General features: G+C 63.4%; 1 protein-coding gene (cut by a window edge). It reads left to right on the top strand.

The features are described 5' to 3' along the window. Positions 1–314: 314 nt before the first annotated feature. Positions 315–10,950: the start of a non-ribosomal peptide synthase/polyketide synthase gene (locus ACMTA2_RS31555; RefSeq protein ID WP_490166885.1), read on the top strand. 20,261 nt of this gene lie beyond the right edge of the window; 10,636 of the gene's 30,897 nt are visible here — the first part of the coding sequence; the start codon lies at positions 315–317; its stop codon lies off the right edge, out of view.

Genomic DNA, 10,950 nt, shown 5'->3' with positions numbered 1-10,950 from the left:
GTCCGATGGGAGAGCGCCTGTCTGCCGGCATGACGCCATCGCGGGCAGGCTCGCTCCCACAGGATTGGCATCCGCCCGCTCGTTGCCGGGACTTGTCCCTGCTTCCCATGACAGACATGCCCTACCGAATGCTCTAATTTTTTTTGGCCTGTAAGGAGACGGATCTCCTTCGGTTGAACATGACGATATTCATTGCATTGGCCCGCACGCGGTGATCGGCCCGTCCACCGCCAATCCTCGCGTCCAGGCGACACGCCGTATTTGAAAACCACATTGATCGTCAACCACTCCGAACCAGAAAAGCAGGTCCTTCGATGCAATTCAGCGAACTGATGGCAGCGCTTTCCAAGCACCCGATTCGTCTCCAGCAGGATGGCGAAAACCTTGTGATCGAGGGCGATGACGAAGGGCTGGAGAGCACGGTTTGGGACAGTCTGGCCGTCCATAAGCATGAACTGCTGGCCCTGGTGGAGAGAAACGGTGGCGACTGGTTGAGCCCGGCGTTTCGCATCACACCGGACATGTTGCCGCTGGCGAGCCTGACTCAGGAGCAGATCGACCGGATCGTCGACGGCGTGCCCGGTGGTGCCGGCAATGTCCAGGACATCTATCCGCTGGCGCCATTGCAGGAAGGTATTTTCTACCATCACCTTGCCGCAGAACAGGGTGATCCCTATGTGTTGCAGACCTTGTTCGGAGCAGGCCAGCGGGCTCGCCTGGACGATTTTCTCCAGGCCTTGCAAGGCGTGATCGATCGCCATGACATCTTGCGCACCTCGGTGGTGTGGGAAGGGTTGGAGGAACCGATGCAAGTGGTCTGGCGCGAGGCCACTCTGGCGCTGGAAGAGCTGGTGCTTGATCCGGCCGAGGGCGATATCGAGTGGCAACTGCATCAGCGTTTCGATACCCGACACCACCGTCTGGACGTGGGTCGAGCGCCGTTGATGCGCCTGGTCTGTGCTGAAGACCGGGCTAACAACCGCTGGGTGGCGATTCTGTTGTTCCACCACATGGCGCTGGACCATGCAGCCCTGGAGCTGGTGCAGCACGAGATGCAGGCATTCCTGCTCGGCCGGGCCGATGACTTGCCTGAGCCGGTACCTTTTCGCAACTACGTGGCACAGGTGCGCCTGGGCATCAGCGCTGAAGCCCATGAAGGGTTCTTCCGCGATATGCTGGGCGATGTCGATGAGCCGACCCTGCCATTCGGCCTGCAAGAGGTGCAGGGCGCAGGGCCGGGCATCGAGGAAGCCACACTGACACTTGCCAGCAGCCTGAGTCTGGGCTTGAGGACCCAGGCGCGTCTGCTCGGCGTGAGTGCAGCGAGTCTGGTTCACCTGGCCTGGGCGCAGGTGCTGGGCCGTGTGTCGGGCCGGGACGATGTGGTGTTTGGCACCGTGCTGATGGGGCGGATGCAGGGCGGCGAAGGCGGCGACCGCGCCTTGGGCATGTTCATCAACACCTTGCCGCTGCGGGTGAGCATTGGCGGGCAGGATGTACGCGCCGGGGTCAAGGCGACCCATGCACGGTTGACCGCATTGCTCGGCCACGAGCATGCCTCCTTGGCCTTGGCCCAGCGTTGCAGCGGCGTGGCTGCACCCGCGCCGCTGTTCAGCGCCTTGCTCAACTACCGCCACACCGGCACCGCGACGTCGACCGAAGCGGTGTCTGCCTGGAACGGTATCCAGGTGCTCGGTGGCGAAGAGCGGACCAACTACCCGCTGATGCTCTCGGTGGACGATCTGGGCGAAGGCTTCAGCCTGACCGTCCAGGCGGTGAGCGGGATCGACGCGTCGCGGATCTGTGCCTATATGGAAACGGCGCTAGCAACTTTGGCCCAGGCGCTGGAGTGTGCGCCTGCGTCGTTGTTGGCCGATTTGCCGATTCTGCCCGCAGCGGAGCGCGAGCAACTGCTGGTGACGTTCAATGCCACTGACGCCGAGTGTCCGCTGGAACAGACCATTCACGGGCTGTTCGAGGAACAGGTGCAGCGCACGCCTGAGGCTGCTGCGGTGCTGCATGGCGGGCAGCGCCTGACTTATGCTGAATTGAACGAGCAGGCCAACCGTCTGGCGCATTACCTGCGTGGGCAGGGCGTGCGGCCGGATTCGCGGGTGGCGATCTGCGTCGAGCGTGGCCTCGACATGGTGATCGGCCTGCTGGCGATCCTCAAGGCGGGTGGCGGTTACGTGCCGCTGGATCCGGCGTATCCGGCGGATCGGATTGGCTACATGCTGGAGGACAGTGCGCCGGCGGTGGTGCTGGCTCAGACGGCGACCCTTGGGCTGTTGGCCGATGCAACGATGCCGGTAATCGATCTCGGTAGCGGGCTCTGGCAGGACGAGTCCGTCTCGAATCCGCAGGTGCCTGAGCTGACCTCGTCCCATCTGGCCTACGTGATCTACACCTCCGGTTCCACCGGTTTGCCCAAAGGCGTGATGATCGAACACCGCAACACAGTGAATTTCCTGACCTGGGCCCATCGTGCGTTCGATGCCCAGACCCTGTCGAAAACCTTGTTCTCGACCTCGCTGAACTTTGACCTGGCCGTGTACGAGTGCTTTGCACCGTTGACCAGCGGCGGCAGCATCGAGGTGGTCACTAATGTGCTGGAACTGCAGCAGGGCGAGCACGACATCACCCTGGTCAACACCGTGCCGTCGGCGCTCAAGGCGTTGCTGGAATCCGGTGGGCTGAGCGACGGCGTCGATACGGTCAATGTGGCCGGTGAAGCGCTCAAGCGCAGTCTCGTGGAAACACTGTTCGAACAGACTTCGGTCAAGCGCCTGTGCAACCTCTATGGTCCTTCGGAAACCACGACCTATTCCAGTTGGGTGTCCATGGCTCGTGAAGACGGATTTGCCGCGCACATCGGCAAGCCTGTGGCGAACACCCAGTTCTATCTGCTCGATGAGCACAAGCAACCGGTGCCGCTGGGCGTGCCGGGTGAAATCTACATCGGCGGTGCCGGGGTCGCTCGCGGTTATCTCAATCGTGATGATCTGACGGCTGAACGCTTCCTGGAAGATCCATTCAGGGCTGTTCCAAATGCCCGGATGTACAAAACCGGCGACCTGGGCCGCTACCTGCCCGATGGCAACATCGAATACCTGGGGCGCAACGACGACCAGGTGAAGATTCGTGGTTTCCGCATCGAACTGGGGGAAATCGAAGCCCGGCTTGCCCGGCATGAATCGGTAAAAGAAGCCGTGGTGCTGGCCCGCGAAGACGTACCCGGCGACAAGCGTCTGGTCGCCTATTTCACCCAGTCAGAAGCGGTGGACCTCGAAACCCTGCGCCGCCACCTGCAAGGGCAATTGCCGGAATACATGGTGCCCGTGGCCTACGTTCGCCTTGATGCCATGCCGTTGACCCCCAACGGCAAGCTCGACCGCAAGGCCCTGCCGGCCCCCGACCTGGATTCGGTCATCTCCCGCGGCTACGAAGCCCCCCGAGGTGAAGTTGAAACCACCCTGGCGCAGATCTGGCAGGACCTGCTCAAGGTCGAGCGCGTCGGCCGTCACGATCACTTCTTCGAACTCGGTGGCCACTCGCTGCTGGCCGTCAGCCTGATCGGGCGGATGCGCCAGGTCGGTCTGAACGCCGACGTGCGCGTGCTGTTCGGCCAGCCGACCTTGATGGCGCTGGCGGCAGCGGTGGGTAGCGGCAGCGAAATCCAGGTACCGGACAACGGCATCCTGCCGGGCTGCACGCGGATCACGCCGCCGATGCTGCCCCTGGTCCAGCTGGATCAGCAAACCATCGACCGCATCGTGGACACGGTGCCGGGCGGCGCGGGCAACGTGCAGGATATCTATCCGCTGGCGCCGCTGCAGGAAGGCATCTTCTTCCATCATCTTTCGGCCGAACAGGGCGATCTGTATGTCTTGCAGTCGCAGTTTGCCTTCGATCACCGCGAGCGGCTCGATGCGTTCGTCGAGGCGTTGCAGGGGGTGATCGATCGTCACGACATCCTGCGGACCAGTGTGGTCTGGGAAGGCTTGGAGTCGCCGGTGCAAGTGGTCTGGCGCGAGGCGAAGCTGCACGTTCAAGCGGTCGACCTCGATCCGGCCGCCGGGGATGCCGTGGCACAGTTGCAGCAGCGCTTCGACCCGCGACACCATCGCCTGGATGTCAGCCAGGCCCCCCTGATGCGCTTGGCCTATGGACAGGATGCCGCCAATCATCGATGGGTTGCGACGTTGTTGTTCCATCACATGGTACTCGACCACACGGCGCTGGAAGTGGTGCAGCACGAGATGCAGGCGCATCTGATGGGCGACGTCGGGCAACTGGCTGACGCGGTGCCCTATCGCAATTATGTGGCCCAGGCACGCCTGGGCATGAGTCGTGAAGAACATGAGGTGTTTTTCCGCGAGATGCTCGGCGATATCGACGAACCGACATTGCCGTTCGGCTTGCAGGATGTGCAGGGCAATGGCCATGGCATCGAAGAAGCCCAGCAATCGGTGGAGGCTTCCCTGGACTTGCGTTTGCGGGCCCAGGCCCGTCAGTTGGGGGTAAGCGTCGCCAGCCTGGCGCACCTGGCCTGGGCCCAGGTGCTGGGCAAGGTATCCGGCAAGCAGGATGTGGTATTCGGTACGGTGCTGATGGGTCGGATGCAGGGCGGTGCCGACACCGATCGTGCCCTGGGGATGTTCATCAACACCTTGCCGTTGCGGATTCAGGTCGGACACCAGGGCGTGCGTGCGGGCGTCAAGGCCACCCATGCCCGGTTGACTTCGCTGTTGGGCCACGAACATGCCTCCCTGGCACTGGCCCAGCGCTGCAGCGGCGTGGCGGCGCCGTTGCCGCTGTTCAGCGCCTTGCTCAACTACCGACACAGCGCCGCGGGTGCGGCTTCGGCCCAGGCGACGAATGCTTGGCAAGGTATCCATGCCCTGGATGGCGCAGAACGCACCAACTATCCGCTGACCTTGAACGTCGACGACCTGGGCAGCGGTTTGCGCTTGACGGTACTGGCAGCAGCGCAGGTTGGCGCGCAGCGGGTCTGCGGCTACATGCATACGTCCCTGGAAAAACTTGTGGAGGCGCTGGAGCAGACGCCGCAGGCTGCGTTGTATCGCCTGCCGGTTCTGCCGGAAACGGAGCGCGAGCAATTGCTGGTGGCGTTCAACGCCACCGATGCCGAGTATCCGCTGGAGCAGACGATTCACGGGCTGTTCGAGGAGCAGGTGCAGCGTACGCCGGATGCACTGGCGGTGCTGCATGGCGGGCAGCGCCTGAGCTATCGCGAGCTTAATGAACAAACCAACCGATTGGCGCATTACCTGCGTGGGCAGGGCGTGCGGCCGGATTCGCGGGTGGCGATCTGCGTCGAGCGTGGCCTCGACATGGTGATCGGCCTGCTGGCGATCCTCAAGGCGGGTGGCGGTTATGTGCCGCTGGATCCGGCGTATCCGGCGGATCGGATTGCCTACATGCTGGAGGACAGTGCGCCGGCGGTGGTGCTGGTGCAGGCGGCGACAGTGGGGTTGTTGGCCGGTGCTTCGATGCCGGTGATTGATTTGGGCAGTGGTCTCTGGCAGGACGAGTCCGTCTCGAATCCGCAGGTGCCTGAGCTGACCTCGTCCCATCTGGCCTATGTGATCTACACCTCGGGTTCCACCGGTTTGCCCAAAGGCGTGATGATCGAACACCGCAACACGGTGAATTTCCTGACCTGGGCCCATCGTTCGTTCGATGCCCAGACCCTGTCGAAAACCTTGTTCTCGACCTCGCTGAACTTCGACCTGGCCGTGTACGAGTGCTTTGCACCGTTGACGTCGGGCGGCAGCATTGAGGTGGTCACTAATGTGCTGGAACTGCAGCAGGGCGAGCACGACATCACCCTGATCAACACCGTGCCGTCGGCGCTCAAGGCGTTGCTGGAATCCGGTGGGCTGGGTGAGGGCGTGGACACGGTGAACGTGGCCGGTGAAGCCCTCAAGCGCAGCCTGGTGGAGGCGCTGTTCGAACAGACTTCGGTCAAGCGCCTGTGCAACCTCTATGGTCCTTCGGAAACCACGACCTATTCCAGTTGGGTGTCCATGGCTCGTGAAGACGGGTTTAGCGCCCACATCGGCAAGCCGGTCGCGAATACCCAGTTCTATCTGCTGGATGAACACAAGCAACCGGTACCGCTGGGCGTTCCGGGTGAAATCTATATCGGTGGCGCGGGTGTGGCTCGGGGTTATCTGAACCGCGATGACCTCACCGAAGAACGCTTCCTCAAGGATCCGTTCAGCAGTGCCTTAAACGCCCGGATGTACAAGACCGGCGACCTGGGCCGCTACCTGCCGGACGGCAACATCGAATACCTGGGTCGCAACGACGACCAGGTGAAGATCCGTGGTTTCCGTATCGAACTGGGCGAAATCGAAGCCAAGCTCGCCCGGCACGATGCTGTGAAAGAATCGGTGGTGCTGGCCCGCGAAGACGTGCCGGGCGATAAGCGTCTGGTCGCCTATTTCACCCAGTCAGAAACGGTGGACATCGAAACCCTGCGCCGCCACCTGCAAGCGCAACTGCCGGCTTATATGGTCCCGGTGGCCTACGTGCAGCTTGACGCACTGCCCCTGACCCCCAATGGCAAGCTCGACCGCAAGGCCTTGCCAGCGCCGGAACACGATGCACTCATCACTCGCGGCTACGAAGCTCCACAAGGTGAGACCGAAATCGCCCTGGCGCAGATCTGGCAAGACCTGTTGGGCCTGCAACAAGTGGGTCGTCACGACCACTTCTTCGAGCTGGGCGGCCATTCGCTGCTGGCTGTCAGCCTGATCGGGCGCATGCGCCAGCTCGGCTGGTCGGCGGACATCCGTGTGCTGTTTGGTCAGCCGACCTTGATGGCGCTGGCCGCGGCGGTCGGTAGCGGTCGCGATGTCGAGGTGCCGGACAACGGGATTCTGCTGGGGAGCACTCGAATCACGCCGTCGATGCTGCCGCTGGTCGCTCTGGACCAGCGGGCCATCGACCGCATCGTCGCGACGGTGCCGGGTGGTGCGCGCAATGTGCAAGACATCTACCCCCTGGCACCGTTGCAGGAAGGCATTCTCTACCACCACATTGCAGCGGCCACCGGTGACCCCTATGTGTTGCAGGCGACGTTCACCGTCACCGACCATGGGCGCCTGGACGCATTTGCCCATGCGCTGCAGGCGGTGATCGATCGCCATGACATCCTGCGTACGTCGGTGGTCTGGGAAGGCCTGGACGAGCCGGTGCAAGTGGTCTGGCGCAAAGCGCAGCTGGCGGTCGAGGAGGTGGTACTGGCCGCCGAGGCGGGGGATATCGCCAGACAGCTGCGCGAGCGTTTCGACACACTGCATTACCGTCTCGACATGCAACAGGCACCGCTGATGCGCATTGCCTTTGCCCATGACCCGGCCAACCAGCGCTGGGTTGCGCTGTTGCTGTTCCATCACATGGCACTGGATCACACGGCACTGGAAGTGGTGCGCCATGAAATGCAGGCGCATCTGCTGGGCCAGGGCGATCAATTGGGTGAAGCGGCACCTTTCCGTAACTACGTGGCCCAGGCTCGCCTGGGTGTCAGCCGCGAGGAACATGAAGCATTCTTCCGCGACATGCTCGGCGACATCGACGAACCGACGCTGCCCTTCGGTGTGCAGGATGTGCGCGGCGACGGCAGCGATATCGAGGAGGCCGGGTTGCACCTTTGCGCAGACCTGAGTCGCCGTCTGCAGGCTCAGGCCCGGACGTTGGGCGTGAGTGCGGCGAGCCTGCATCACCTGGCCTGGGCGCGGGTATTGAGCCAGGTGTCCGGCAAACAGGACGTAGTATTCGGCACTGTATTGATGGGCCGGATGCAGGGGGGGGACGGTGCCGAACATGCATTGGGCATGTTCATCAACACCTTGCCGCTTCGGCTGGACGTGGGCGACCAGGATGTGCGCGGCAGTACCAAGGCCGCACATGCCCGGTTGACCGGCCTGCTGGGTCATGAGCATGCGTCCCTGGCCCTGGCCCAGCGTTGCAGCGGCGTGGTCGCGCCGATGCCGCTGTTCAGTGCCTTGCTCAACTATCGGCACAGCAGCGCGGATGTGACTTCGGCCGATGCATTGGCGGCCTGGAACGGCATCGAGATCCTGAGCAACGAAGAGCGCACCAACTACCCGCTGACCCTGTCGGTGGACGACCTGGGCGAAGATTTCCACCTGACCGCGCTGGCGCTGCCGCAGATCGGCGCGCAGCGGATCTGCGCTTACATGAATGTGGTGCTGGAGAACCTGGTGTCTGCGTTGGAGCAGGCGCCACAGACGCCATTGAACAGCGTATCGGTCCTGCCGTCGGCCGAGCGCCGCCAACTGCTGGTGGAATTCAATGCCACGACCCGCAGCTATCCGCAGGACAGGACCGTCCATGGTCTGTTCGAGGCACGGGTACAGGCCAATCCCGAGGCGCTGGCGGTAGTGCATGACGAGCACAGCCTGACCTACGCCGAACTGAATGAGCGGGCCAATCGCCTGGCCCGTCATCTGGTCGGCCTGGGCGTACAGGCGGGGGAGCGCGTGGCGATTTTGCTGGAGCGCTCTCTTGAACTGTTGGTCAGCCAACTGGCAGTGCTCAAATGTGCCGCCGCCTTTGTGCCGCTGGATATCCACGCGCCCCTGGATCGCCAGCAGTTCATGATCGAAGACAGCGGGGCGCGGGTACTGCTGACCCTGAGTGCTACGACCGCGACGCGAGGTCCTGTGCGTGTCGACCTGGATTGCGTGGCGCTGGAGGACGCGTGCACGAACCTTGACCTGACCCAGAGCGCCGAAGCGGTTGCCTACATCATGTACACCTCGGGCTCTACCGGCACACCGAAGGGCGTGCTGGTGCCGCATCGGGCGATCAACCGCTTGGTGATCAACAACGGTTATGCGGATTTCAACGCCCGGGATCGGGTGGCGTTTGCCTCCAACCCGGCCTTCGATGCCAGCACCCTGGACGTCTGGGCGCCACTGCTCAACGGCGGTTGCGTGGTGGTGGTCGATCAGGACGTGCTGCTGTCCCGGGAACATTTTGCCGCGCTGTTGACCGAGCAGTCGGTCAGTGTGCTGTGGATGACTGCCGGGCTGTTCCACCAGTACGCCGACGGCATGCTGCCGGTGTTCAAACAACTGCGCTACCTGATCGTGGGGGGCGACGTGCTGGATCCGGCGGTGATCGCTCGGGTCTTGAAAGACGGTGCGCCGCAGCATCTGCTCAACGGCTATGGCCCGACCGAAGCCACGACATTCACGACCACCTATGAAATTCAAACCGTGGGCGAGGGCGGAATCCCGATTGGTCATCCGATTGGCAACACCCGCGTCTACGTGCTGGATGCGAATCAGCAACCCGTGCCGGTGGGTGTGGCGGGCGAGTTGTACATCGGTGGTGACGGTGTAGCCCTTGGTTACCTGAACCGCCCCGAGCTGACCGCCGAGAAGTTCGTCGCCGACCCGTTCAGCGCCGATCCGGCGGCCTTGCTCTACCGCACCGGCGACCTGGCGCGCTGGCGTGCCGACGGCGCCGTGGATTACCTGGGGCGTAACGACGACCAGGTGAAGATCCGTGGTTTCCGCATCGAACTGGGCGAGATCGAAGCCCGGTTGGGCCAATGTGCCGGGGTGAAAGACGCCGTGGTACTGGCGCGCCAGGACGACAACGGACCCAAACGCCTGGTGGGTTATGTGATCTCTGAAGAGGGGGCCACGTTGTCGGTGCACGACCTGCGCAGCCAACTGGCGAGCACGCTGGCCGAGTACATGGTCCCCAGCGCCTTCGTCGTGTTGCCATCCTTCCCATTGACCGCCAACGGCAAGCTGGACCGCCGTGCCTTGCCGGCGCCGGACGCGGACGCCTACGCCAGCCGCGAATACGAAGCCCCGCAGGGCGAAGTGGAACAGACCCTGGCCCGGCTCTGGGCCGAGGTGCTCAAGGTCGAACAGGTGGGTCGTCACGACCACTTCTTCGAACTGGGCGGCCACTCGCTGCTGGCGGTGACCCTGATCGAGCGCATGCGCCAGGTTGGTTTGAGCGCCGACGTGCGGGTGCTGTTCAGCCAGCCGACCCTGGCGGCGCTGGCGGCCGCCATCGGCAGCGGCAAGGAAATCAGCGTGCCGGAAAACCGCATCCCGGCCGAGTGCGAGCACATCACGCCCGAGCTGCTGCCGCTGGTCGATCTGACCCAGGACACGATCGATCGCTTGGTGTCGACGGTGCCGGGCGGTGCGCGCAACGTACAGGACATCTACCCGCTGGCGCCGTTGCAGGAAGGCATTCTCTATCACCACCTGGCCGCCGAACAGGGCGACCCCTACGTGCTCCAGTCGCAGTTCGCCTTCGACAGCCTCGAACGCTTCGAGGCATTCGTCGGGGCGTTGCAGGTGGTGATCGACCGTCACGACATCCTGCGCACCAGCGTGGCCTGGGAAGGCCTGGACGAACCGCTGCAGTTGGTCTGGCGCCACGCGAAGCTGGAGCCGCAGTGCTTCGAAGCCGACGCCACGGCCGGTGACGTCGCCACGCAACTGGCGAGCCGCTTCGATGCGCGCCACTACCGCCTGGACCTGCGCCGTGCACCGATGTTGCAACTGGTCTACAGCCGCGACGAAGCCCAGGACCGCTGGGTGGCGATCCTGCTGTTCCACCACATGGCGCTGGACCATACCGCGCTGGATGTGATGCAGCATGAAATGCAGCTGCACCTGTTGGGGCAAGGCGAGCGATTGGGCGAAGCGATGCCTTATCGCAACTATGTGGCCCAGGCACGACTGGGGGCGAGCGAGGCGGAACACGAGGCGTTCTTCCGCGACATGCTCGGCGATATCGACGAGCCAACACTGCCCTTCGGCTTGCAGGATGTGCAGGGGGACGGCCATGGCATCGATGAGATCCGCGAGCCGGTGGATCTCATGCTGTCCAGGCGTCTGCGGGCCCAGGCCAGGCAATTGG

Source organism: Pseudomonas medicaginis (assembly GCF_965119365.1).
Taxonomy (GTDB): domain Bacteria; phylum Pseudomonadota; class Gammaproteobacteria; order Pseudomonadales; family Pseudomonadaceae; genus Aquipseudomonas.
The sequence above is the reverse complement of the archived record's forward strand: the minus strand, read 5'-3'. Positions and strand labels throughout refer to the sequence as shown.